General features: G+C 68.9%; 23 protein-coding genes. 16 read left to right on the top strand and 7 right to left on the bottom strand.

Annotated features, from left to right (window positions below):
* Positions 1–23: 23 nt before the first annotated feature.
* The 6 genes from BMY35_RS31050 (at position 24) to BMY35_RS31020 (ending at position 7,232) form a co-directional block, all read left to right on the top strand.
* Positions 24–1,406 (top strand): AmpG family muropeptide MFS transporter, encoded by a 1,383-nt coding sequence (locus tag BMY35_RS31050; protein ID WP_093206865.1) that lies wholly within the window; start codon positions 24–26, stop codon positions 1,404–1,406.
* A gap of 178 nt (positions 1,407–1,584) precedes the next feature.
* Positions 1,585–2,787: a beta-ketoacyl-[acyl-carrier-protein] synthase family protein gene (locus tag BMY35_RS31045; RefSeq protein WP_176947454.1), complete on the top strand. Its 1,203-nt coding sequence runs from the start codon at positions 1,585–1,587 to the stop codon at positions 2,785–2,787.
* Positions 2,784–3,650, top strand: a complete 867-nt coding sequence (locus BMY35_RS31040) for a beta-ketoacyl synthase chain length factor (protein ID WP_256230120.1) — start codon at positions 2,784–2,786, stop codon at positions 3,648–3,650. Before BMY35_RS31045 ends, BMY35_RS31040 begins: the two co-directional genes overlap by 4 nt.
* Positions 3,651–3,767: 117 nt before the next feature.
* Entirely contained in the window at positions 3,768–4,490 is a 723-nt protein-coding gene (locus BMY35_RS31030) for a response regulator (RefSeq protein ID WP_093206862.1), read from the top strand.
* A 112-nt stretch (positions 4,491–4,602) separates the two neighbouring features.
* Complete coding sequence (locus tag BMY35_RS31025) at positions 4,603–5,799, top strand: ATP-binding protein (protein ID WP_093206861.1); 1,197 nt, start codon at positions 4,603–4,605, stop codon at positions 5,797–5,799.
* A 161-nt stretch (positions 5,800–5,960) separates the two neighbouring features.
* Positions 5,961–7,232, top strand: coding sequence for an O-antigen ligase family protein (locus BMY35_RS31020; RefSeq protein WP_093206859.1), 1,272 nt, complete (start codon positions 5,961–5,963; stop codon positions 7,230–7,232).
* A gap of 41 nt (positions 7,233–7,273) precedes the next feature.
* Here the strand turns inward: BMY35_RS31020 and BMY35_RS31015 are convergent, their stop codons facing one another.
* Positions 7,274–7,483, bottom strand: a complete 210-nt coding sequence (locus tag BMY35_RS31015) for a zinc-finger domain-containing protein (RefSeq protein WP_093206858.1) — start codon at positions 7,481–7,483, stop codon at positions 7,274–7,276.
* Positions 7,484–7,497: 14 nt separating this feature from the next.
* Positions 7,498–8,451 carry a branched-chain amino acid transaminase gene (locus BMY35_RS31010; RefSeq protein WP_093206856.1) on the bottom strand — a complete coding sequence of 318 codons (954 nt, stop codon included), beginning with the start codon at positions 8,449–8,451 and terminating at the stop codon, positions 7,498–7,500.
* A 143-nt stretch (positions 8,452–8,594) separates the two neighbouring features.
* Here BMY35_RS31010 and BMY35_RS31005 point away from each other — a divergent pair, with 143 nt between their 5' ends.
* Positions 8,595–9,593 carry a recombination-associated protein RdgC gene (locus tag BMY35_RS31005; protein ID WP_093206855.1) on the top strand — a complete coding sequence of 333 codons (999 nt, stop codon included), beginning with the start codon at positions 8,595–8,597 and terminating at the stop codon, positions 9,591–9,593.
* A 131-nt stretch (positions 9,594–9,724) separates the two neighbouring features.
* Here the strand turns inward: BMY35_RS31005 and BMY35_RS31000 are convergent, their stop codons facing one another.
* Both BMY35_RS31000 and BMY35_RS30995 read right to left on the bottom strand, forming a co-directional pair.
* Positions 9,725–10,939: a M20 aminoacylase family protein gene (locus BMY35_RS31000; protein ID WP_093206853.1), complete on the bottom strand. Its 1,215-nt coding sequence runs from the start codon at positions 10,937–10,939 to the stop codon at positions 9,725–9,727.
* A gap of 32 nt (positions 10,940–10,971) precedes the next feature.
* A complete protein-coding gene (locus BMY35_RS30995; protein ID WP_093206852.1) occupies positions 10,972–12,300 on the bottom strand; it encodes an MFS transporter in 1,329 nt (442 codons plus the stop codon).
* 202 nt (positions 12,301–12,502) lie between these two features.
* Here BMY35_RS30995 and BMY35_RS30990 point away from each other — a divergent pair, with 202 nt between their 5' ends.
* A complete protein-coding gene (locus BMY35_RS30990) occupies positions 12,503–13,447 on the top strand; it encodes a LysR family transcriptional regulator (protein ID WP_093206851.1) in 945 nt (314 codons plus the stop codon).
* Here the strand turns inward: BMY35_RS30990 and BMY35_RS30985 are convergent.
* Complete coding sequence (locus BMY35_RS30985) at positions 13,444–13,881, bottom strand: glycerate kinase (RefSeq protein WP_093206849.1); 438 nt, start codon at positions 13,879–13,881, stop codon at positions 13,444–13,446. The two genes, BMY35_RS30990 and BMY35_RS30985, sit on opposite strands and share 4 nt — an antisense overlap.
* A gap of 149 nt (positions 13,882–14,030) precedes the next feature.
* Here BMY35_RS30985 and BMY35_RS30980 point away from each other — a divergent pair, with 149 nt between their 5' ends.
* Positions 14,031–14,486 carry a hypothetical protein gene (locus tag BMY35_RS30980; RefSeq protein ID WP_093206848.1) on the top strand — a complete coding sequence of 152 codons (456 nt, stop codon included), beginning with the start codon at positions 14,031–14,033 and terminating at the stop codon, positions 14,484–14,486.
* A 77-nt stretch (positions 14,487–14,563) separates the two neighbouring features.
* On the opposite strand, the gene radA is transcribed toward BMY35_RS30980, so the two are convergent.
* Together radA and BMY35_RS30970 are read right to left on the bottom strand one after the other, a co-directional pair.
* Entirely contained in the window at positions 14,564–15,955 is a 1,392-nt protein-coding gene (radA, locus tag BMY35_RS30975; RefSeq protein ID WP_093206846.1) for a DNA repair protein RadA, read from the bottom strand.
* Between the two features lie 35 nt (positions 15,956–15,990).
* Entirely contained in the window at positions 15,991–17,001 is a 1,011-nt protein-coding gene (locus BMY35_RS30970) for a Bug family tripartite tricarboxylate transporter substrate binding protein (protein WP_093206845.1), read from the bottom strand.
* A gap of 105 nt (positions 17,002–17,106) precedes the next feature.
* Here BMY35_RS30970 and BMY35_RS30965 point away from each other — a divergent pair, with 105 nt between their 5' ends.
* The 7 genes from BMY35_RS30965 (at position 17,107) to BMY35_RS30935 (ending at position 23,079) form a co-directional block, all read left to right on the top strand.
* Positions 17,107–17,616, top strand: a complete 510-nt coding sequence (locus tag BMY35_RS30965) for a MarR family winged helix-turn-helix transcriptional regulator (RefSeq protein WP_093206843.1) — start codon at positions 17,107–17,109, stop codon at positions 17,614–17,616.
* Between the two features lie 117 nt (positions 17,617–17,733).
* Positions 17,734–18,171, top strand: a complete 438-nt coding sequence (hpaR, locus tag BMY35_RS30960; protein ID WP_093206842.1) for a homoprotocatechuate degradation operon regulator HpaR — start codon at positions 17,734–17,736, stop codon at positions 18,169–18,171.
* Positions 18,168–18,806: a fumarylacetoacetate hydrolase family protein gene (locus tag BMY35_RS30955; protein WP_093206841.1), complete on the top strand. Its 639-nt coding sequence runs from the start codon at positions 18,168–18,170 to the stop codon at positions 18,804–18,806. The genes hpaR and BMY35_RS30955 overlap by 4 nt, the downstream gene beginning before the upstream one ends.
* On the top strand, positions 18,803–19,573 hold the full coding sequence (locus BMY35_RS30950) for a fumarylacetoacetate hydrolase family protein (protein ID WP_093206839.1): 771 nt from the start codon (positions 18,803–18,805) through the stop codon (positions 19,571–19,573). The genes BMY35_RS30955 and BMY35_RS30950 overlap by 4 nt, the downstream gene beginning before the upstream one ends.
* A gap of 69 nt (positions 19,574–19,642) precedes the next feature.
* Complete coding sequence (locus BMY35_RS30945) at positions 19,643–20,623, top strand: Bug family tripartite tricarboxylate transporter substrate binding protein (protein WP_093206838.1); 981 nt, start codon at positions 19,643–19,645, stop codon at positions 20,621–20,623.
* 18 nt (positions 20,624–20,641) lie between these two features.
* A complete protein-coding gene (hpaE, locus tag BMY35_RS30940) occupies positions 20,642–22,108 on the top strand; it encodes a 5-carboxymethyl-2-hydroxymuconate semialdehyde dehydrogenase (protein WP_093206836.1) in 1,467 nt (488 codons plus the stop codon).
* Between the two features lie 2 nt (positions 22,109–22,110).
* Positions 22,111–23,079, top strand: coding sequence for a tripartite tricarboxylate transporter substrate binding protein (locus BMY35_RS30935; protein ID WP_093206835.1), 969 nt, complete (start codon positions 22,111–22,113; stop codon positions 23,077–23,079).
* The last annotated feature ends 1 nt before the right edge of the window (position 23,080 follow it).

Raw genomic sequence — 23,080 nt, 5'->3', positions numbered from 1 at the left:
GCGGGAAGCCCGGGGCCTTGCTCATGGACAATCCGGGGCACATGTCCGCCTCGCCCGCAGAAACCCCCACGCCCCCCTCACCGCCCTGGCGCGACGCGCTGAAGGTCTACCTGGAACCCGCCACCCTGCGCATGCTGGCGCTGGGCTTCTCGGCGGGGCTGCCGCTGCTGCTGGTGCTGGGCACGCTGAGCTTCCGGCTGCGCGAGGCGGGCATCGACCGCACCACCATCGGCTACCTGAGCTGGGTCGGGCTGGCCTACGGCTTCAAGTGGGTCTGGGCGCCGCTGGTCGACCGGCTGCCGCTGCCGCCGCTCACCACCTTGCTGGGCCGCCGGCGCGGCTGGCTGCTGCTGGCGCAATGCATGGTCATCGCCGGGCTGGCGGGCATGGCGGTCAACGATCCGCGCCACGGGCTCACGCCGCTGGTCTGGTGTGCGCTGCTGGTGGCCTTCGGCTCGGCCACGCAGGACATCGCGCTGGACGCCTTCCGCATCGAATCGGCCGAGGCGCGCAAGCAGGCCGCGCTGGCCGCCGCCTACCAGACAGGCTACCGGCTCGCGATGATCTGGGCCGGTGCCGGCGTGCTGTGGGTCGCGGCTTGGGCCGAGGTGGCGCCCGCCGTGGCGGCCACGGGCGCCGCCGCCTACCAGAACGGCGCCTGGAAGACGGCCTACCTGGTCATGGCGGCCTCGATGGCCGTCGGCGTGGTCACGGTGCTGCTCTCGCCCGAGCCGGTGCCGGGAGCCCTGCCCAAGGCCCGCAGCGCCGCCGAATGGCTGCGCAACGTGCTGGTCGAGCCCTTCGCCGACTTCATCCGCCGCTACAAGTGGCAGGCGGTGCTGATCCTTTCGCTGATCGCCATCTACCGCATCAGCGACGTGGTGATGGGCATCATGGCCAACCCCTTCTACGTGGACATGGGCTTCACCAAGGACCAGGTGGCCTCGGTCAGCAAGATCTACGGCGTGATCATGACGCTGGTGGGCGCCTTCGTCGGCGGCGTGCTGTCGATGCGCCTGGGCGTGATGCGCGTGCTGATGCTGGGCGCGGTGCTCAGCGCCGCCAGCAACCTGCTCTTCGCCTGGCTGGCCACCCGCGGGCACGACCTGACGGCGCTGATCGCGGTGGTGTCGGCCGACAACCTGGCCGGCGGCATCGCCTCGGCGGCCTTCATCGCCTACCTGTCGAGCCTCACGAACATCAGCTACTCGGCCACGCAATACGCCCTGTTCAGCTCGCTGATGCTGCTGCTGCCGAAGTTCCTGGCCGGCTATTCGGGCGCCTTCGTCGACGCCTACGGCTACAGCAGCTTCTTCGTCGGCACCGCGCTGCTGGGCGCGCCGGTGCTGGTGCTGGTGGCGCTGGCCTCGCGGCTGACGACCACAAGCCCCCAGGGCCGTCAATAGGGGTCTACAGGGCCTGCGCCTTATAGGAAACGGCCGACGCTGCACGGGCCGCGCAACTGGTAGGCTGTACCGGTATACATTCGTTTCTTTCAATATCCTTTCTCCGCCGCGCCCTTTCAGGTTTTCCTTTCCGCGCGCCCATCGTCTGCCTGACCGACAGCCCAACACCTCCAAGATCGTGCCGTCCCGAATTTCTCCTCTTCAAATAAGTGCCTACACGGCCACCTGCGCCGTCGGTGTCGGCAAGGAAGCGCTGGCCGACGCTCTGGCGCAGTCGCGCAGCGGGCTGCGCGCCAACGACTTCGGCGACGCGCCGCTGCCCACCTGGATCGGCCGTGTCGAAGGGGTCGAGGACGTCCGGCTGCCCGAGCCGCTCGCGCAATGGGACTGCCGCAACAACCGGCTCGCCTGGATGGGCCTGCAGGCCGACGGCTTCGTCGAGGCGGTGGCCGCGGCGCGCGAGAAGTACGGCGCATCGCGCATCGCGCTGGTGCTGGGCACCTCCACCGCCAGCATCGGCGAGACCGAGCTGGCCTACACCCGGCTCGATGCGCAGGGCATGTTCCCGCCCGAGCAGCGCCGCGCCGCGGTGCACACGCCGCATTCGCTGGCCATGTTCGCGCAGCAGCTGCTGGGCATCAGCGGCCCGAGCGAGACCATCTCCACCGCCTGCTCGTCGAGCGCCAAGGTGTTCGCCTCGGCGGAGCGGCTCATTCGCCTGGGCCTGGCCGACGCGGCCGTGGTCGGCGGGGCCGACACGCTGTGCGGCAGTGTGCTGTTCGGCTTCAACTCGCTCGAACTGGTGTCGAGCGAGCCGTGCCGGCCCTTCGACGCCGCACGCAAGGGCATCAGCCTGGGCGAGGCAGCGGGCTTCGCGCTGGTCGAGCGCGTGCAGACGGGCACCGATGCCGCGCCGCTGCACCTGCTGGGCTACGGCGAAGCCAGCGACGCGCACCACATGTCGACGCCGCACCCCGAGGGCCTGGGCGCCGAGCGCGCGCTCGACGAGGCACTGGCGCGCGCGGGCCTCGCCCCCGAGGCCATCGACTACATCAACATGCACGGCACCGCGAGCCAGAAGAACGACGAGGTCGAAGGCGCGCTGGTGGCGCGCCGCTTCCCGGCACGCACGCACGCCAGCTCGACCAAGGGCTTCATGGGCCACACGCTGGGCGCGGCGGGCATCGTCGAGGCCGTCATCAGCCTGCTGGCCATCGAGCGCGGCCTGATGCCGGGCACCGTCAACACCCACACGCTGGACGAAGGCTTCGGCCCGCAGATCCGGCTCGAGCCCGCGCGCGGCGAGGTGCGCTACGCGCTGAGCAACTCCTTCGGCTTCGGCGGCAACAACTGCTCGCTGGTCTTCGGCAAGGCGGCATGAACGACATGAACCAGGCCGCCCCCAAGCCCCCCACCCTCTACATCGAAGGCCCGGCCTTCTGGACTCCCACTCTGCCCGGCTGGGACGCCGCGCGCGCCGCCTTCCGCGGCGAAGGCGCGCTGGCCGATCCGCCCGCGAAACGCCCGTCGCCGCAGGTGCTGGCCCCGGCCGAGCGCCGCCGCGCGCCCGACACCGTGGCGCTGGCGCTCGAGGTGGCCGCGGCCGCCCTCGCCGGCTCGGGCCGCAACGCGGCCGATGTGCCCTGCGTGTTCACGTCGGCGCACGGCGACCTGTCGATCAACGACTACATGTGCAGCACGCTCGCGAGCGATCCGAAGGGCCTGTCGCCCACCAAGTTCCACAACTCGGTGCACAACGCGGCCGTGGGCTACTGGACCATCGGCACCGGCTGCATGGCGGCCAGCAACGCGGTCTCCGCCTACGAGCACAGCTTCGCGTCGGGCCTGCTGGAGGCCGCGGTGCAATCCGCCTGCGACCAGGAACCGGTGCTGCTGGTGGGCTACGACGCCCCCACGGTAGGCGCGCTGACGTCCGTCACCGACAGCCGCGGCCTGCTCGCGGTGGCGCTGGTGATCGCGAGCGAGCCGAGCGAGCGCACCGTCGCGGCGCTCGACTGGTCGCTGGTCAGCGAAGACGGCACGGCTGCTGCAGCCACGCCGCCGCGCTCCGAAGCCGCGAAGTCGCTGGCCGAGATCAACCCCATGGCCGCGTCGCTGGGGCTTTTCGAATCGCTGGCACATCTCGATGACGGCAATGTCGGCGGCGCGGGCTCGCCGGTCGACCTGCCGCTTTCCGCGTCCCTGTCGCTGCGGCTGCAGTTGCGGCCGCTCGCGCGGGACTGAGCCCACGGCCACTGCGGCCGGCGCTATGCTTTTCGCAGCATCGCCGGTTGACAGGGGTTGCCGAGGTTTACCCAACTTTACGGAGCGTTCAAGCCCTCTTGCTCCCGGTGGACGACCATGAAGCGCATGAGCACCCCCCAACTCCTGATGATCGAAGACGACGCCCGCCTGGCGCAGATGGTGGGCGAATACCTGACGCAGTCGGGCTTCGCGTTCAATCATGCCGGCGACGGCGCCGCCGGGCTCGAGCAGCTGCAGCAGCACGCGCCCGACCTGGTGATCCTCGACCTGATGCTGCCCGACACCGACGGCCTCGAGATCTGCCGCCGCATCCGCGCGCTGCCCGGCCCGCTGTCGAAGGTGTCGGTGCTGATGCTCACCGCCAAGGGCGACCCCATGGACCGCATCATCGGCCTGGAGATCGGCGCCGACGACTACCTGCCCAAGCCCTTCGAGCCGCGCGAGCTGCTGGCGCGCATCCGCGCCGTGCTGCGCCGCCGCTCCGAGAGCGCCACCGAGACCGAGGCTTCGTCGGTGATGCGCTTCGGCACGCTGGAGATCGACCGCAACGCGCGCACCGTGTCCGTGGGCGGCGCGATCGCAGACCTCACCTCCTACCAGTTCGACCTGCTGACGGCGATGGCCGAGCGCGCGGGCCGCGTGCTCACGCGCGACCAGATCATGGAAGCCGTGCGCGGCCGCGAGCTGGAAGCCTTCGACCGCTCCATCGACGTGCACATGGGCCGCATCCGCGCCGCCATCGAAGTCGACGCGAAGAACCCCAAGCGCATCCTTACCGTGCGCGGCGTGGGCTACGTCTTCGCCAAGCAGCAAGACTAGAAATGTCTGCCCCCCGGCTTTTCACTCGCTTCGCTCCGTGTAATGCGCCCTCCCCCGAGGGGGAGGCGCGGCTCGCCTTGGGGCGGCCCGGCGGCGGCCGCATCGCAACAACATGCTGAATCTCTATTCGCGCCATCTCTACGTCCGCATCTGGCTCGCGGTGGTGGGCGGCGTCGTGATCCTCACGCTGATGGCCAACTGGATCGTGCGCGAGGCCGCCGAGGCCGAGCGCGAGCGGCTGGCGCCGGTGCCGCGCAACGTGGTGGTGCTGGACGCGCAGGACAAGCCGATCGGCGCGGGCACCGCCCTGCGCGTGCCGGGCCAGGGCCTGGAGTTCGACGTGACGCTCAGCGACGGCAAGGCCATCACGCTGCGCGTGGCGCCGCGCGAGCGGCCCACCGGCACCGGCGGCTTCGCGCCGTGGCGCACGCCCTTCGGCCTGGGCTGGATGATCGCGCTGGTGGGCGTGGCGGTGGCGCTGGGGGTGTACCCGATCGTGCGGCGCATCACGCAGCGGCTGGAATCGCTGCAGCGCGGCGTGCAGCGCTGGGGCGAAGGCGATCTCTCGGTGCGCGTGACAGAAGAAGGGCAGGACGAAGTGGCTGATCTATCCAAACGATTCAACGCGTCGGCCGAACGCATCGAGCAGCTGGTGCGTTCGCACAAGTCGCTGCTGGCCAACGCCTCGCACGAGCTGCGCTCGCCGCTCACCCGCATCCGCATGGGCCTGGAGCTGATGGGCGAGCACCCGAGCCAGTCGGCGCGCGAGGAGATCTCGCGCAACATCGGCGAGCTCGACCAGCTCATCGACGAGATCCTGCTGGCCAGCCGTCTCGACGCCAGCGAGGCCGACATGGGCACCATCGAGCCGGTCGACCTGACCGGCCTGGCGGCCGAGGAATGCTCGCAGGTCAACGCCGAGCTCGACCTTGCCGACGGCACCGACAACACAACGCTCACCGTGCCGGGCGTGTCGCGCCTGCTGCGCCGGGCGATCCGAAACCTGCTGGAGAACGCGCGCCGCTACGGCGCCGGCGAGATCGCGGTGGAACTGGGCAGCGCCAACGGCTATGCCACCGTGCGCGTGAACGACCGGGGCCCGGGCGTGCCGCCCGCCCTGCGCGAACGCATCTTCGAGCCCTTCTACCGCCTGCCCGGCGCCAGCGAGCGCAACGGCGGCGTGGGCCTGGGACTGGCGCTGGTGAAGTCGATCGCCGAGCGGCACGGCGGCAGCGTGCGCTGCGAAGACCGCCCCGGTGGCGGTGCCAGCTTCGTGATCCGCCTGCCAGCGGCCGCGCGCAGCCACTGACACTGCCCCCGTCCCGGCAGTTCGCGGGGATGCCGCGGAACCGGCTTTGCCGGGCCGGAGGCATCGCCCCCGGCGAGGGGGTTGGCGAAGCGACACGAAGTGCGCGAAGCCTGGGGAGAAGTCAGGTCAGCTCCAAGATGGCCACCTAAAATCCCGCCCCTATGCAGAGATCGCACATCGTTCGGCCCGCGGCCATGTTCTGGGGGCTGGTGGTGTTCATGCCGGTCGGCGTCACCTATCTTTCGGCCATCCTGCTGCTGCTCACCATGCTGGTGGCCGGCGGCCTGGGCGAGCGCTATGCGCGGCTGCGCGCCAACCCGCTGTGGTGGCCGGCGATGGCCTACTTCGCCTGGACCCTCATCGTGCTGGCCATCGGGCCGCACTACCCCGAGACCGGCTCCAATCTGTTCCACGGCATCCGCATCGGCCTCACGATGCTGATGGCGATGGCGCTCACGCGCGAGGAAGCGATCTGGGCGCTGCGCGGCTTCCTGCTGGTGGCGGTGCTGAACATCGTGCTGGTCGTCGTCTTCTACGCGGTCGGCGGCTTCAACATCTGGTCGCCGTTGCGCGCGGTGGTGATGGAGGTGGGCAACAAATCGATCAGCAACGCGCTGCTGTTCAGCGTGGTGGCTTCCACCGCCGCGGTGTGGGGCATCGCGCAGATCGCCGCACACAGGCCGCTGCGCGCCATTCCGGCCTTCGTGCTGCTGCTCGGCCTGGGCCTGGTGGTGGCGCTGCCGCTGACCTCGCGCACCTCGGTGCTCGCGCTGCTGCTGGTGATTCCGGTGGTGTGCATCCACCAGTGGCGCAGCCACCTGAAGATGCTGGTGGGCGCGCTGGTGCTGGGTGCCGTGGTGATGGGCGCCGGGCTCTACCAGCTGCCGCAGCTGCAGCACAAGGTCGAAGTAGGCGTGCAGGAAATCGAGGAGGCGCAGGCCGGCGCGGTCTTCAAGGGCAGCTGGGCCATCCGCTACTACATGTACCGCGACACCGGCCTCATGATTGCCGACCGCCCGTTCACCGGCTGGGGCATCGGCGGCTGGACCGACCAGTGGCACAAGCGCGGCCCGGCCCTGCTCGCCGACTCGAACATGCCGCACAACGACTTCCTGTGGGTCGGCGCGCAGGGCGGCCTTCCCGCCCTGCTGAGCCTGCTCCTCATCATGGTCGCCGCCGTCTGGCAGGCATGGAAGCGGCCCGACATCGCCGGCCGCTATGCGCTGGCGGCGACGCTGATCGCGCTGATCGCCTCGAGCGTGAACTCGGCCATGCGCGATGCGCAGATCGGCCTGGCGCTGCTCTTCATCTCGATGGTCTACCTGCGGCTCGCGCAGGAGAAGAATGACCCGGCTCCGTGGCGCGGCCTGCTGCCCTCGCGCTTGAAGAGCCTGGAGAGCCTGGAAAAAGACCCCGCCCGCCCGGCTGCCTGAAGAGGCATCGGACGACCGGGGCCGGTCGGTTCAGCGGCTTATCAGTGCCGCGACGACACCACTTCGCCGGCCTTCAGCCGGTACACCGTGCCGCAATACGGGCACTTGGCCTCGCCGGTGCGCGCCACGTCGAGGTAGACCTTCGGGTGGCTGTTCCAGAGCTTCATGTCGGCCTTGGGACTGGGGCAGAACACGCCGCCCTGATGATTGAGCTCCTTGGCCAGGAGTTCGACTACTGCATTGGTGGACATGGGTTCTCTTCTTCTCAGACTTTCGTGAGCCAGTGTGCGTACTTGGGATTCTTGCCGTTCACGATGTCGAAGAAGGCAGCCTGGATCTTCTCGGTGATCGGGCCGCGCGCCCCGCCGTCGCCGCGGTTGCCGATCTCGACGCGGTCGAGTTCGCGGATGGGCGTGACTTCCGCTGCGGTGCCGGTGAAGAAGGCTTCGTCGGCGACGTAGACCTCGTCGCGCGTGATGCGCTTCTGCACCAGTTCGAGGCCCAGGTCCTTGCACACGTGCAGGATGGTGTTGCGGGTGATGCCGTTGAGCGCGCCGGCCGACAGGTCGGGCGTGTAGACCACGCCGCCCTTGACCACGAAGATGTTCTCGCCCGCGCCTTCCGACACGAAACCGCTCGCGTCGAGCAGCAGCGCCTCGTCGTAGCCGTCGTCCAGCGCTTCCATGTTGGCCAGGATCGAGTTGGTGTAGTTGCTCACCGTCTTGGCCTGCGTCATCGTGATGTTGACGTGGTGGCGGGTGTAGCTGGAGGTCTTCACGCGGATGCCGCGCTTCATGCCCTCTTCACCCAGGTAGGCGCCCCAGGACCAGGCCGCGACCATGGCGTGCACCTTGTTGCCCTTGGGGCTCACGCCCAGCTTCTCGGAGCCGATCCAGATCAGCGGGCGCAGGTAGCAGCTCTCGAGCTTGTTCTCGCGCACCACCTGCTTCTGGGCCTCGTTGAGCTGTTCCTGCGTGAAGGGGATCTTCATGCGCAGGATCTTGGCGCTGTTGAACAGGCGCTCGGTGTGCTCCGCCAGGCGGAAGATCGCAGTGCTGCCGTCGGCCGTCTTGTAGGCGCGCACGCCCTCGAAGGCGCCGCAGCCGTAGTGCAGCGTGTGGCTCAGCACGTGGATCTTGGCGTCGCGCCAGTCCACGAGTTCGCCGTCCATCCAGATCTTGCCGTCACGGTCGTCCAGCGAGGGGGGGATCGAGCTCATTTCCTGATTCCTTTGTTTGGGAAGCGGTGTGGGGGTAGTGCGACGAAGGAGGGAAGTCGCAAAAGCTTGCGATTTTACGGCGGCGGAGTTTCCGGGGTGCCCGACAATGGCCGGCTGTCCAAACCGTTGGAAAAAGGGTTTCCGTGTCCGTATTCAAGAACGTCATCGTCTATCGCATCGAACCCGCCTGGTCCCAGACACTGGCCGAGGCGGAGGAAGGGCTCGGCAAGCAGCGCTTCGAGCCCTGCGGCCCCTCGCAGGAAAAGTCCGCCGGCTGGATCGAGCCGCGCGGCGAGGCCAACGGCCCGCTGGTGGAGTCCATCGACGGCCAGTGGCTGGTCGAATACATGATCGAGAGCAAGCAGGTCCCCGGCTCGGTGGTGCGCCGCAAGGTCGACGAGCGCTGCGCCCAGATCGAGGCCACCACCGGCCGCAAGCCCGGCAAGAAGGAAAAGAAGGAGCTCAAGGAAGACATCACGCTCGAACTGCTGCCCATGGCCTTCACGCGCAGCGCCCGCGTCGCGGTGTGGATCGACAAGGCCGAGAACCGCCTGGTGATCAACACCGGCAACGCCTCGCGCGCCGACGAAGTGGTCACCAGCCTCGTGAAGTCGCTCGACGGCTTCGCCGTGGCCCTCATCAACACCCAGATCGAGCCCGCCGCGGCCATGGCCAACTGGCTGCTTACGCAGGAGCCGCCGGCCGGCTTCACCATCGACCGCGAGTGCGAGCTCAAGGCGGGCGACGACTCCAAGGCCGTGGTGCGCTACGCCAAGCACCCGCTGGACATCGACGAGGTGAAGCAGCACATCACCGACGGCAAGCGCCCCACCCGCCTCGCGCTGACCTGGGACGACCGCGTGTCCTTCGAGCTCACGCACGGCCTGCTGATCCGCAAGATCGCCTTCCTCGAAGGCACGGGCGACGGCGCGGCCGGCGGCAAGAAGGAAGACAACTTCGACGCCGACGTGGCCATCGCCACGGGCGAGCTGGGCCAGCTGGTGCCCGCGCTGCTCGACGCGCTGGGCGGCGAGGCGGCCTTCTCGGCGGCGGCGCCTGACGAAGCGCCGAAGCCTGCTGCAGCCGCGCCCACGACGACCGTGCCGGCCGATGCGCCCGAGGAAGAAGACGCGCCGTTCTAGGCCTCAGGTCAGGGCGCGCCGAAGACGTGAAGAAACCGTCGCGAGCAGCCCGAGCTCGCATCGAGGACCGGAACCGTACTCGCGTACGGTGAGGACCGCAGGTGCAAGATCGGGTTGCGCAGCAGGTTTGTTCACGTCTTCGCCAGGTAGGTCTGCGCCAGGCGAACCCAGCAGGCGGCACCCAGCGGCAGCACCTGGTCGTTGAAGTCGTAGCCGGGGTTGTGCACCATGCAGCCGCCGAACTCGCCCTCCCCGTTGCCGAGCAGCAGATAGCAGCCCGGCAGCTCGGAGAGCATCCAGGCGAAGTCCTCGCTGCCCGAGAAGCCCTTGGGCGCCTGCCTGACGACGTTCTCCTCGCCCACCAGCTCGGCGCATACCTGCGCGGCCAGCTCGGTCTCGGCCGCGGTGTTGACCACCGGCGGCACGAGCTGGCGGTAGTCGATCTCGGCTTCCACGCCGTGCGCCTGCGCGGTGAGGCTCACGATCTCGCGGATGCGCTGCTCGACCAGCGCGCGCGTCTCGGGCCGGGCCGCGCGCACGTTCAGCCCCAGCGACACCGACTGCGGAATCACGTTGTGCGTGGCGCCGCCGCGGATGAAGCCGACCGACACCACCGCCGTGTCGTCGGGCGCCACGTTGCGCGCCACCACCGTCTGCAGGGCCGTCACCACCGCCGCGGCGGCCGCGACCGGATCGCGCGCGCGGTGCGGCATGGCGCCGTGCCCGCCCACGCCCTTGATGGTGACGTCGGCCACGTCGGACGACAGCGTGACCGGGCCTTCGATCGCCATCATCGTGCCCACCGGCACGCCCGGCGCGTTGTGCAGCGCGTACACCGCATCGCAGGGGAAGCGTTCGAACAGGCCGTCCTCGATCATCGCGCGCGCGCCGCAGAGGTTCTCTTCGTCGGGCTGGAAGATCAGGTTCAGCGTGCCGTCGAAGTCACGCGCCGTCGCCAGCGCCTTGGCCGCCGCCAGCAGGATGGCCGTGTGGCCGTCGTGCCCGCAGGCATGCATGCGGCCTTGGTTGCGGCTCGCGTACGGCAGGCCGGTGGCCTCGACTATGGGCAGCGCGTCCATGTCGGCGCGGATGCCCAGGCGGCGCGTGCCGCTGCCGAGCTTGAGCTGCGCCACGATGCCGGTGCGGCCGATGCCGGTGTGCACCTCGTAGCCCCAGCTGCGCAGCAGGTTGGCGACCAGCTCGCTGGTGGCACTCACCTCGAAGCCGAGTTCGGGGTTGGCGTGGATCTGCCTGCGGATGTCGACGAAGGCCTGCGTGTCGACGTCGGCCTGCGGCAGCAGGCGAGAAAGAAGCTTGGTGGTCTGGGGGCTGAGTTCGCGGGTCATGTGAAGGAGGTCGTCGGATGGGGATTCGATGGTCAGCCGGCCTTGCGCTCGCGCAGGCTCAGCAGCGCGCCGAGGCTCAGCAGCCCGCAGGCCATCATGTAGAAGGCCGGCGAGAGCGGGTTGTCGGTCTTCGCGAGCAGCCAGGTGACGATGAACTGCGAGGAGCCGCCGAAGATGGTCACGCCCACGCTGTAGATCACCGAGATGCCGCTGGCGCGCACGCCGGCCGGCAGCATTTCGAGCAGCATCAGGAACATCGGCGTGGTGCCGATGTTCACGCTCGCGGTGAGCAGCGCCGACAGCGCCAGCACCAGCGGCACGCTCGGGTAGTGGCTGATGAGCCAGAACACCGGGCCCACGGCGACGACGCTGAAGAGCAGCGAGCCGATCACCAGTGGCTTGCGGTTCGGCAGCCGGTCGGCCAGCCGCCCCGCCACCAGCGACACCGCGAACAGCGTGATGCCCGTGACGCAGCCCGACAGCAGCGAGAGCGAAGGCGGCATGTGCAGCACGCGGATCATGTACGTGGGCATGAAGAACACCACGAGGTACATCGTCGCCGTGCCGGCGGTGGTGGCGAGAATGCCCTTGAGCACCAGGCCGCCATGGTTGCGCAGCAGCCGGCCGATGGGGCTGGACTCGTGGCTCTCGGCAACGTGCGTTTCCTCGAGGTGCGCGCGGATGTAGAGGCCCACCGGCGCGATCAGCAGCCCGAGCAGGAACGGCAGCCGCCAGCCCCAGCTCTCCAGCGAGGCCTGCGGCAGCGCGGCATACAGCGCTGCGCCGGTGAGCGCGCCCAGCAGCGCCGACACGCCCTGGCTCGCGAGCTGCCAGCTCACGCGAAAGCCCCGGCCCTTGACGCCGCCCGCCTCCATCAGCATCGACGTGGCAGCGCCCACTTCGCCGCCGAGCGAGAAGCCCTGCAGCAGGCGGCCCGCGAGGATCATCAGCGAGCCGAACACGCCGGCCGACGCGTACGGCGGCGCGAACGCGATGCACAGCGTGCCGAGCACCATGAGGCCGATGGTCAGCGTCATCGCGGCCTTGCGGCCCTTGCGGTCGGCGTAGTTGCCGATGATCACGCCGCCCAGCGGCCGCATCACGAAGCCGATGCCGAAGGTCGCCACCGCGAGCAGCAGCGAGCCGTAGGGGCTGTCGGAAGGGAAGAACAGCTTGCCGATCAGCAGCGAGAAGAAGCTGTAGACGGTGAAGTCGTACATCTCCAGCGCATTGCCCAGCGAGCAGGCGGCGATCAGGCGGAACTGGCTCTGCTTTCCCTTGCCCTGCGCGGCATGGGGCGCATGAGCGGCGGCTGGTGAAGAGCCCCCGATCGGGCTTGCGGGCAATGCGGCTTCGCTCATCTAATGTCACTCCACGTACAGGTTGCGGGGGGCCTCTGCATAACCCTGGGGCCCGTTCGCGGCGGAGTATTCAGGCAAAGCGCTGCGGCGAAGAATCACAAATTTTCATGCTGATAACCAAACGGCATCCCCGTCATAAACAGGCACCGGAAGCCATCGGGACAAGCCCCAAGGCGCATCTTTCCGGCAGATCGGCACCACGATGAAGCTGCAACAGTTGCGCGTCCTGCTGGCGGTGGCGCAGCACGGCAGCATCCACGAGGCCTCGCGCAGCCTGCACACCACGCAGCCTGCGCTGTCGAAGACCATCTCGGAGCTGGAGCGCGAACTCGGCGTGACGCTGATGTCGCGCTCCACCCGCGGCGTGAGCCTCACGGCCTACGGCACGGCGCTGGTCAAGCGCGCGAGCGTGGTCGAGCAGGAGCTGCGGCACGCGCTGGAAGACATCGAGGCGATCCGCGGGCACGACGAGGCGCAGCTCAACATCGGCTTCACCGCCGTGGCGTCGAGCGGGCCGCTGCCCGATGCGATGGCCTCGTTCCGCAAGCGCTTTCCCAACGTGGCGCTGCGCGGCTTCGAACTGCGGCCGCAGCAGATCTTCGAAGGCCTGCGCGAAGGCCGGCTCGACCTGGGGCTGGTCTCCACCTGCAACGGGCCGGGCACCAACGCCTTTCAATGGGAGCCGCTGTTCTCGGTGGCCATGCACCTGTCGGTGCGCACCGGTCATCCGCTGCGGCGCGTGCGCAGGCTGCAGCCGCTGCTGGACGCCGACTGGCTGGTACTCGACCCCATCGACGACGCGGGCAGCCCGCTGGTGAGCACGATGAACATGCACGGGCTTGAGATGCCGAAGCGCATGGTGCAGAGCGCGTCGAACCTGCTGGGCCTGCAGCTGGCCACGCAGACCGACCTGATCAGCATGTGGTCGGATTTCGTGTTCCATGGAGCCGGGCCGCTGCGGCTGCAGCCCCACCTGCTCGAGAAGCTGCCGATTGCCGACGAGCTGCCGGACTTCGACGTGTTCCTGGTCTACCGCTCGGCAGACCTCATGACGCACGTGTGCGCCGAATTCGCGAAGGAGGCGCGCCACCATGCGAAGGCGAATCCGCCCTGGCGGCAGCCCCGGCGCAAGGGGAACGCGGCCTAGGCTGCGGGGCTGTTGCTGCCCTCGTCGTCAGCCGGTGCCTCCGGGCGCGTCATCGTCCAGCTCTGCAGCTTGCCGCCGTTGAAGATCGCATCGACGTACGAGCCGCCGCCGTCGGTCCAGCGGTAGTGCTCGGGCTGCTCGTCCTTGGGCGAGCGCAGTTCGCCGAGGGCGCGCGTCATCGCGATCACGTGCATGAGCGTCACGCCCGGCTTGAGCTTGGCGTTGAGCATCACCGCGCTGGCCACGTAGCCCACGGGCCGTTCGGCTGCGCGCTTGAGCACCTGCATGGCGCGGTTGAAGTGCAGCAGCAGGAACATCACGATCGCGCCGCCGGCCAGGGCGACACCGCCCCATCCGGCCGCGCGCCAGGCCAGCGCCATGACGACGATGGCGCCCAGAGGCAATAGAAAGTTCTTGAAATTCATGGCGCGCATTGTCGCCGCCCCTCGAGTGCCCTTCGAAGTAGCCACCCCGACTACCGCAAGGGGCGAAAAACGGTACTCGGCCTCAAAAGCACTTTGCGTGGGCGCATCGGCTGGCACATTTCGCCGCACGGGCATCTGCCCGGGCCACCGAAAAGCGTATGACCATTCCGCGCTCCGTCACATTCGTTCGTCTCACCCTCGCCGCCACGCTCACGGCCGCCGCGCTCAGCGGCTGCTACGTCGTGCCGCTCGGACAACCCGCTCCCTCGGCGCCGCCTTCGCAGGCCTACGCCGTCGCACCGGGCCCGGTCGCACAGACCTTCGCCGCGCGGCTGTATCCGTCGAACGCCGAAGCCTCGCGCTACGGCGTCGTCGCAGGCACGGTGACCAACGACATGAACGGCCGCGGCCACTTCAACGCGCAGATCGGCGGTGAGCAGTTCCAGGGAGAGGCAACCCGGGTCGCCGGCTCGCGGACCGCCGGCGTGGCGAACGCCACCGGCAGCCGCGGCGGCAACCTGAGTTGCCAGTATTCGATGAACTCGGCCACGTTGGGCAGCGGCCAATGCGTGCTCAACAGCGGACCGGCATTCACGATGCACATAGGGGGATAGGGAGGGTAGGCCCGGCGCGCCACCGCGCGCGCCGGGTCATTTTTTCTCCCGGCATCCCGCTCCGGTGAAAGACCGGGTCAGTCGAGGCGGCGGACCACCTCCATCGCCTCCTCGATGCGATCCACCGCGTGGATCGTCAGCCCCTCGATTTCCTTCGCGCCCTTTCGGGGCGCGTTCGCCTTCGGCACCACCGCGACGCTGAAGCCCAGCTTGGCGGCCTCGCGCAGGCGCTCCTGCCCGCGCGGCGCGGGGCGCACCTCGCCGGCCAGGCCCACTTCGCCGAATGCGATGAAGCCCTTGGGCATCGGCTTGCCGCGCAGGCTGGAGGTGATGGCCAGCATCACGGCCAGGTCGGCCGCGGGCTCGCTGATGCGCACGCCGCCCACCGCGTTCACGAACACGTCCTGGTCCATGCAGGCCACGCCCGCATGGCGATGCAGCACCGCCAGCAGCATCGCGAGGCGGTCGCGGTCCAGGCCCACCGAGAGACGGCGCGGGCTGGGCCCGCCGTTGTCGACCAGCGCCTGGATTTCCACCAGCATCGGCCGCGTGCCTTCGAGCGTGACCAGCACCACGCTGCCCGGCACCGGCTCGGCATGCTGGCTCAGGAAGATCGCGCTCGGGTTGGTCACGCCCTTCAGGCCGCGCTCGGTCATCGCGAACACGCCGATCTCGTTGACCGCGCCGAAGCGGTTCTTGATGGCACGCACGAGGCGGAAGCTCGAATGCGTGTCGCCCTCGAAGTACAGCACCGTGTCGACCATGTGCTCGAGCACGCGCGGACCGGCGAGCGCGCCCTCCTTCGTCACATGCCCCACCAGCACCACGGCCGTACCGCTGGTCTTGGCGAAGCGCGTGAGATGCGCGGCGCATTCGCGCACCTGCGCCACCGAGCCCGGGGCCGAAGTGAGCTGGTCGGAGTAGACGGTCTGGATCGAGTCGATCACCGCGATGGCCGGGCGCGTGGCGTCGAGCGTGGCGATGATCTTCTCGAGCTGGATCTCGGCCAGCACCTGCACCTGCGAATGGTCGAGGCCCAGCCGCCTGGAGCGCAGCGCCACCTGCGAGCCGCTTTCCTCGCCGGTGACGTAGAGCGCGTTCTGCCCGGCGTGCTGCAGCGCATCGACCGCCTGCAGCAGCAGCGTCGACTTGCCGATGCCCGGGTCGCCGCCGATTAGCGTGACGCCGCCCGAGACGATGCCACCGCCCAGCACGCGGTCGAGCTCGTCGATGCCGGTGGGCGTGCGCGCGACGTCGGTCGCCTCGATTTCAGAAAGCGTCGCGAGCTCCGATGCGCCCGCGAGCGATGCGAACTGGGTGCCGAAGCGGTTGTTGGCGGGTCCGCTGCCCGCGCCCGCCACCTGCTCGATGAGCGTGTTCCATGCGCCGCAGCTGGGGCATTTGCCGAGCCACTTCGGGCTGGTGCCGCCGCATTCGCTGCAGACGAAAAGTGTTTTGTCCTTGGCCATCCTTCGAGTTTAGGTGGCCGGACGGGCGAGGCCCCTCAGTCGTTCGCCTGGAAGTTCACCGCCTTCATGATCGCCGCCCAGCGCGCGATGTCCTCGCGCATCGTCTTCAGCAGCGCCTCGGGGCCGTCGCCCACCGGGTACATGCCGTTCTGCAGCAGTTGCTGGCGCACCTCGCGTGAGTTCACGGCGCGCATGAACTCGGCGCGCAGCTGGTCGACCACGGGCTTCGGCGTCTTCAGCGGCGCGTAGTACGCGAACCATGCGGTCGCCACCACGTCCTTCAGGCCGCCCTCGACGAAGGTGGGCACGCTGGGCATCAGCGGCGAGCGCTTCTCGCCGCTGGTGGCGATCACCTTGACGCGGCCACCCGGCACCATCTGCAGCGCGCCGCCGACGGTGTCGAAGTAGACCGGCACGGTGCCGCCCATCACGTCCTGGCGCGCCGGCGTGGAGCCGCGATAGGGCACGTGCACCATCGAAAGCCCCGCCGCGCGGTTGAGCATCTCGCCGAGGAAGTGCGAAGGCGTGCCCGCGCCGTACGACGCGAAGCTCGCGCCGCCCGGCTGCTTTTTCGCCCATGCGATGAACTCGGGTAGCGTGTTGGCCGGCACGTCCTTGTGCACCACCAGCGCGAGCTCGAAGCGCGCCGCGTTGATGATGGGCTGGAAATCCTTGATCGGGTCGTACGACAGGTTCCTGTAGGCGCTCGGGAACATGGTCATCATGCTGGCCGTGCCCAGCAGCAGCGTGCGGCCGTCGGGCGCGGCGGTCTTCACCGCCTCGACCGCGATGCGCCCGGCGGCACCGGAGCGGTTGTCCACGATGAGCGGGCCGAGCGATTCGCGCACTTCCTGTGCGATGGCGCGCGTGAGCACGTCCTGCGTGCCGCCGGCGGGCACGCCGATCAGCACGCGGATGGGGGTTCCCGGCGCGATGGCCGGCTGCGCCTGCACGGTTGCAGCCAGCGGCGCGAGGGCCATGCCGCCGAGCACGGCCAGCGCACGGCGGCGACCTGGCTGGTGCGGGAACTGCGGGTCTGTCGTCATCTGTCTCGTCTCCGTTCTCTTCCGCCGGTGGGGCGCGGTGGATCGCGGCCAATGTAGAGCGCCGACAATTGGTTCATCTAATCAATCATTGCCCGGGCAAACCCTATGCCGATGCACGCACAGCCGCGCACGCTCGACGACCTGCTGCTCTACCGCACCAGCCGGCTGCTGTCGGTGGCGGGCAGCATGGTGATCCGGCTGTGCGAGGGGCGCTTCGGCATCACGCGACGCGAATGGCGGCTCATCGCCACGCTCGCGGGCCATGGCGCGCTGGGTTCGTCGCAACTGGCCGAGCACGCGCAACTCGACCGCGCGCGCACCTCGCGCGCGGTGAGCTCGCTGGTCGACAAGGGCCTGGTCTCGCGCGAGCAGCCCGCCGGCGACCGGCGCCATGTGCGCCTGCGCCTGACCTCGGCGGGCACGAAGCTCCATGCGGAGCTCTATCCGCTGGTCTGCGCGATCAACACCGAACTGCTGGGCGCGCTGGACACCGCCGAGGTCGCGCTGCTCGACGACATGCTGCAGCGCCTGCATGCGCGCGGCGAGGCGATGGTCGCGTCGGCCGACCTGCCCAAGGCCGACCGGCGCCGCCGCGAACCACCCGCCGCGCGCTGAAGCAAGCCGCACGGCTCATCCGTGCATACCCTAGGTTTTGAAATCGATCGAAACAGCCCACTAGGAAAGCTTCGACGATTCATTTAACATGTTAAGTAATTTCGGAAGAGACAAGCCTTGAGCACGACATTCACTCATCGCAACCTGCCTCGCCTGCTGCTGCAGGCGCGCGAAGCCGTGATGGCCCACACGCGGCCCAGCCTGCGCGAGCACGCGCTGTCAGACCAGCAGTGGCGCGTGCTGCGCGTGCTGGGCGAGCACGGCGCGGTCGACACCGGCCGCGTGGCGCGCGAGGCCTTCATCCTCGGGCCCAGCCTTACCGGCGTGCTCGCGCGCATGGAGCGCGACAACCTCATCACCCGCGCGCGCGATCCGGCCGACCAGCGCCGCACCGTGGTCGAGGCCACGCCGCACGGCATGAAGCTGGTGAAGCGCCTGGGAAGCAGCATCGAGGCGCACTACGACTGGATGGAAAAGTCCCTCGGCAAGGCCAAGCTCGCGCAGCTCTACGGGCTGCTCGACGAACTGATCGCACTGGAGCAACCCTCGCCATGAGCAGCATCACTCCCCATTTCCTGCCAACGGGCACGGTGTACGGCACCCTGCTCAACTTCCGCGCCGAGGCAGAAGCCCTCGCGCCGCAGATGACGCAGCCGCCGTACAAGGCACCGCCGAAGGCGCCCGTTCTCTATGTGAAGACGGCCAACACCTGGAGCCCGCACGGCAGCGCCATCATCGTGCCCGCCGCGGTGCCCGAAGTGGAAGTCGGCGCGAGCATCGGCATGGTGATCGGCGCCGAGGGCGACGTGGAAGGCTTCGTGCTGATGAACGACCTGTCGATCCCGCACGCGAGCTTCTTCCGCCCGCCGGTCAAGTTCAAGTGCGTCGACGGCTTCCTCGGCATCGGCCCCGTGCTGCGCGACGCGCAGGAGGTCGCCGACCCCGCGAGCTTCCGCGTCGAGGTGCGCATCAACGGCGAACTCAGGCAGTCGCTCGACTTCTCGCAGCTCGTGCGCCCCGCACGGCAGCTGCTTGCCGACGTCGGCGAATTCATGACGCTCGCGCACGGCGACGTGCTGATGCTCGGCTGCGGCCCCGGCCGCCCGCTGGCACGCGCGGGGGACCGCATCGACATCTCCGCACCGGGCTTCGAAGCCCTGAGCAACACGCTGGCGAAGGAAGCCGCATGAAGCACGCACGCGTCATCTTCGAGGGCCGCGAACACACCGGCACCAGCCACGAATTCAACGGCCAGCCCGACGCCGCCGTGCGGCTGGAAGACGGCCGCGTCGTGCCGCAGGAGCAGCTCGTGTGGCTGCCGCCGCTCGCGCCTACCGCGCGCCCGCGCACCATCCTCGCGCTGGGCCTGAACTACGCCGACCACGCCAAGGAACTCGAGTTCAAGGCGCCCGAGGAGCCGCTGGTGTTCGTCAAGGGACAGAGCACGCTCATCGGCCACCGCCAGCAAACGCACCGCCCCGCCGGCGTGCAGTTCATGCACTATGAATGCGAGCTCGCCATCGTGGTCGGCAAGACCGCGAGGAACGTGAAGCGCGACGACGCCTACGACTTCATCGGCGGCTACACGGTGGCCAACGATTACGCCATCCGCGACTACCTCGAGAACTGGTACCGCCCCAACCTGCGCGTGAAGAACCGCGACACCTGCACGCCGCTGGGCCCGTGGTTCGTGGACGCGGCCGACATCGCCGACCCGATGGCGCTCGCGCTGCGCACCACCGTCAACGGCACGGTCACGCAGCAAGGCAACACGCGCGACATGATCTTCGACGCACCCTTCCTCATCGAGTACTTCAGCCGCTTCATGACGCTCTCGCCGGGCGACCTGATCCTCACGGGCACGCCCGACGGGGTTGTCGACTGCAAGCCGGGCGACGTGGTCGTCACCGAGATCGAAGGCGTCGGCGCGCTGGTCAACACCATCGCGGCCGCCTGAGCCGGCGCGCTGTCACGGCGCGCTTTTTCCTTGCCATATCCATAACCAGATCAGCGGAGACAACACGACATGATCACCGGCAGAAAGCTCCTCAAGTTCACCGCAGCCGCATTCGCGCTGGCCATCTCGGCCGCCGCCGTCGCGCAGACCGCCTACCCCGCCAAGCCCGTGCGCTGGGTGGTCGGCTACCCGGCGGGCGGCGGCACCGACTTCCTCGCGCGCACCGTGGGCGCGCAGGTCTCGCAGCAGATGGGCCAGCCGGTGCTGGTGGACAACCGCCCCGGAGCGGGCGCGATCATCGCGTCGGAGAACGTCGCTCGCTCGCCGGGCGACGGCTACACCGTGTTCTCGGCCGACAACGGCGTGCTGGTCTACAACCCCGCGCTCTACAAGAAGCTGCCCTACGACGCCGAGAAAGACTTCGCGCTCGTCGGCATGATGGGCCGCTCGCCGCTGATCATCACGGCCGCGCCCAATGCCGGCATCGCCGATGCGAAGGCGCTGCTGGCCGCGCTCAAGGCCTCGCCCGGCAAGTACAGCATCGCGACGCCGGGCACCGGCAGCCCGCATCACCTCGCCTACGAACTGTTCCAGCGCGAGGCCGGCGTATCGATGCTGCACGTGCCCTACAAGGGCGGCGCCCCGGCCCTGCAGGACCTGATGGGCGGACAGGTCGCGCTGATGATGCTCGACCTGCCCAGCGGCGTGAGCGCCGTCAAGGCTGGCAAGGTGATCCCGCTCTTGGCCATGTCGGGCGAGCGCGTGCCGCAGCTGCCCAACGTTCCCACCGCCAAGGAACTCGGCTTCGCCAACGTCGAGGCCTACACATGGCAGGGCCTCGTGACACCCGCGGCCACGCCGAAGGAAGTGCAGGCGAAGCTGGGCAGCGAACTGCAGAAGGCCATGGCCGATGCCGGAGTGAAGCAGAAGCTCTACGACGCCGGCTGGGAGGCACGCCCCGCCGACGCCACCGAAATGACGCGCTACACCGATTCGGAGCGCAAGAAATGGCACGCCTTGATCAAGGCGCGCGACATCAAACTGGATTGATTGAACCGGACTCTCTTCATGCAACAGATCGACCATCTCATCGGCGGCAAGTCCGTCAAGGGCACGGACTACTTCGAGACCGTCAACCCCGCCACGCAGGAAGTGCTGGCCGAAGTCGCTTCCGGCGGCGAGGCCGAGGTGAACGCGGCCGTAGCCGCCGCCAAGGAAGCCTTCCCGAAATGGGCCGGCATGCCCGCGCCCGAGCGCGCGAAGCTCATCCGCAAGCTCGGCGACCTGATTGCGAAGAACGTGCCCGAGATCGCGCAGACCGAGACCAACGACTGCGGCCAGGTCATCGCGCAAACGGGCAAGCAGCTGGTGCCGCGCGCGGCCGACAACTTCTACTACTTCGCCGAGATGTGCACGCGGGTGGACGGCCACACTTATCCCACGCCCACGCACCTGAACTACACGCTGTTCCATCCGGTGGGCGTATGTGCGCTCATCAGCCCGTGGAACGTGCCCTTCATGACGGCCACCTGGAAGGTCGCGCCCTGCCTGGCCTTCGGCAACACCGCCGTGCTGAAGATGAGCGAGCTCTCGCCGCTGACGGCCGCACGCCTCGGTGAGCTGGCGCTGGAAGCCGGCATTCCGCCCGGCGTGCTGAACCTGGTGCACGGCTACGGCAAGGAAGCCGGCGAGCCGCTGGTGGCGCACCCCGACGTGCGCGCCATCTCCTTCACCGGCTCCACCGCCACCGGCAACCGCATCGTGAAGAGCGCGGGCCTGAAGAAGTTCAGCATGGAACTGGGCGGCAAGAGCCCCTTCGTGATCTTCGACGACGCCGAGCTCGACCGCGCGCTCGACGCGGCCGTGTTCATGATCTTCAGCAACAACGGCGAGCGCTGCACGGCCGGCTCGCGCATCCTGGTGCAGCAGTCGATCTACGCCGACTTCGCCGCGAAGTTCGCCGACCGCGCGAAGCGCATCACGGTAGGCGACCCGCTGGACGAGAAGACCATCGTCGGCCCGATGATCTCGCAGGCCCACCTGGCCAAGGTGCGCAGCTACATCGAGCTGGGCCCGAAGGAAGGCGCGACGCTGCTGTGCGGCGGGCTGGAAGCGCCGTCGAACCTGCCCGACCGCGTTCAGCGCGGCAACTACGTGGCGCCCACCGTGTTCGCCGACGTGGACAACCGCATGAAGATCGCGCAGGACGAGATCTTCGGTCCAGTGGCCTGCCTGATTCCGTTCAGGGACGAGGCGCACGCCATCGAGCTCGCCAACGACATCCAGTACGGTCTCTCCAGCTACGTGTGGACCGAGAACATCGGCAAGGCCCACCGCGTGGCCGCAGCCGTGGAGGCCGGCATGTGCTTCGTCAACAGCCAGAACGTGCGTGACCTGCGCCAGCCCTTCGGCGGCACCAAGGCATCGGGCACGGGCCGCGAAGGCGGCACCTGGAGCTACGAAGTGTTCTGCGAGCCGAAGAACGTGGCGGTGTCGCTGGGCTCGCACCACATTCCGCACTGGGGCGTGGCGTGAGCATGCAACGCCGCACGCTGCTGCAAGGCGCGGCTGCATTCGCAGCCCTGCCCTCGCTGGCGCGCGCACAGGGTACGTGGCCCAACAAGCCGGTCCGCGTGATCGTGCCCTTCACGCCCGGCGGCACCACCGACTTCGTCGCGCGCCTCATCGGCACCGAGCTGTCGAAGACGCTGGGCCAGCCGGTGATCGTCGACAACAAGCCCGGCGCGGGCACGGTGATCGGCGTGGACGCCGCCGCCAAGGCCGCGCCCGACGGCTACACCTTCGTCTGCGTGGCCAACAGCTTCACGGCCAACCAGACGCTGATCCGCAAGCTGCCCTACGACACGCAGAAAGACCTGCGCCCCGTGGCGCTCATGGGCATGTCGGAGCACGTTCTCGCCACGCATCCCAACAGCGGCCTGAAGACGCTGGCCGACCTGCGCAACGCCGCCAAGGCGAAGCCGGGCACGCTGAGCTTCGCCTCCTTCGGCAACGGCACCTCGGCCCACCTCTCGGGCGAGATGCTCAAGCTGCAGATGGGCCTGGACATCGTGCATGTGCCCTACAAGGGCCAGGGCCCCGCGCTCACCGACCTGCTCGGCGGGCAGGTGACGATGATGTTCGGCAACTGGCCCGAGTTCCGCGGCCACATCCAGAGCGGCAAGCTGGTGGCGCAGGGCATGGCGACCGCGCAGCGCTCGCAGTACGCACCCGCCATACCCACACTGGCCGAACAGGGCGTGCCCATCGAGTCCAATTCGTGGAACGGCCTGCTGGCCCCGGCCGGCACGCCCGACGCTGTCGTGCAGCGCATGAACGCAGAGGTGAACCGCGCGCTCGCGAGCTCCGCCGTGACCGATGCCTTCCAGAAGGGCGGCATCGCCTCGCTGTCGGGCACGCCGGAGCGCTTCGCGGCCTTCATCCAGAGCGAGATCGCGAAGTACGGCGACGTGATCCGCAAGGCCAACATCCAGATCGAGGGCTGAA

It is taken from the genome of Variovorax sp. YR750 (assembly GCF_900109805.1).
In the GTDB taxonomy this organism is placed as follows: Bacteria; Pseudomonadota; Gammaproteobacteria; order Burkholderiales; family Burkholderiaceae_C; genus Variovorax; species Variovorax gossypii.
The sequence above is the reverse complement of the archived record's forward strand: the minus strand, read 5'-3'. Positions and strand labels throughout refer to the sequence as shown.